Annotated in this window: 2 protein-coding genes; both read left to right on the forward strand. The window is 35.5% G+C overall.

From position 1 onward, the window contains the following. Nucleotides 1-570 (forward strand): putative inorganic carbon transporter subunit DabA (locus tag ACFVU3_RS40185; protein WP_390073728.1); only part of this gene is annotated, 570 nt, incomplete at its 5' end. A 106-nt stretch (nt 571-676) separates the two neighbouring features. After that, the gene (locus ACFVU3_RS40190; RefSeq protein ID WP_002434441.1) at nt 677-1045 is read left to right on the forward strand and encodes a DUF2294 domain-containing protein; all 369 of its coding nucleotides are present in this window, start codon (nt 677-679) and stop codon (nt 1043-1045) included. Nucleotides 1046-1130 lie beyond the last annotated feature (85 nt).

The following is a 1130-nucleotide window of genomic DNA, read 5'->3' on the forward strand; positions in this document are numbered from 1 at the left end:
TTACCGAGTATTGATGAACATCACAAGGATCCTATTGGTGAAGCGCATCGTTATGCAAGTGATTGGAGTGAAGTTCGACCTGAATGGGGATTAGCTAAAAATGCAGAATTTATAATTGGTAAACGTGAAATTACTGAGAATAGTGATCTAGAGGGGCGAGCATTCTTACACAATTATGATTGGGCGAAAGATGAAGATGGCCAAATTTTAAACACGATTATCTCGGGCCCTGCTCTTGTTGCTCAATGGATTAACTTACAATATTATGCGTCTACAGTGGCACCACACTTTTATGGTAGTGGTAATAAAACGACACAATCTGTGACTTCAGGTGTAGGTGTGATGCAAGGGAACTCAAGTGATCTAATGTATGGTCTGCCATGGCAATCAGTAATGGCAGGAGATAATGAGATGTATCATTCGCCAATACGCCTCCTTGTAGTTATCCAAGCGCCTGATGCGCATATTCAACGCCTGCTAAATGAAAATGATCATTTTCGTCGTAAAGTTGATCATCGTTGGGTCAGACTTGCTAGTATTGATGAAAATAATAGCTGGAAAGATTGGTAATTGTTAATTAGTGTGATAAAGAATTGTGATCTAAATTAACGCGATTTCGGAAATATCTAGATTAATGTTAAACTATAGTTAATCAAGATATAGGAGTAGTCTAGTTATGAAAAAGACTAAAGGTATTTATGAATCCGAAATTAGTAAAGCTATTACGCAATGGGAAAAGGACTTTCTAGGTAGAGGGTCATTATCTGTAAAAACTGACATTTTACGCGATATGATAATTGTTAATTTACAAGGTATATTAACACCTGCTGAATATCGTGTATGTAAGACGAACGAAGGCTTATTAAATATTAAGCGTACACGTTCAGAACTTGTCGAATCAGGAGAAGATGATTTAAATGCGATTATTTATGATTTGACAGGCGTAAAAGTTGTGACATTTCATAGTGATTTAAGCACAGTTACTGGTGAGCGCGTGATTGTTTTTAAATTAGAAGATAATTTTGAGAAAAGAATAAATCAATAAACGGAATGAAGACAGTACTATCAAAGAGATAGTGCTGTTTTTTACTTTAGATGAAATAAATCATTGACGTATACAACTAAACGAT

The sequence above is a fragment of the Streptomyces sp. NPDC058052 genome (assembly GCF_042885515.1).
Lineage (GTDB): Bacteria > Actinomycetota > Actinomycetes > Streptomycetales > Streptomycetaceae > Streptomyces.

Bases quoted from the DNA above. Each gene is read 5' to 3' on its own strand.
- ACFVU3_RS40190 (WP_002434441.1), top strand. From the start codon at position 677: ATGAAAAAGACTAAAGGTATTTATGAATCCGAAATTAGTAAAGCTATT.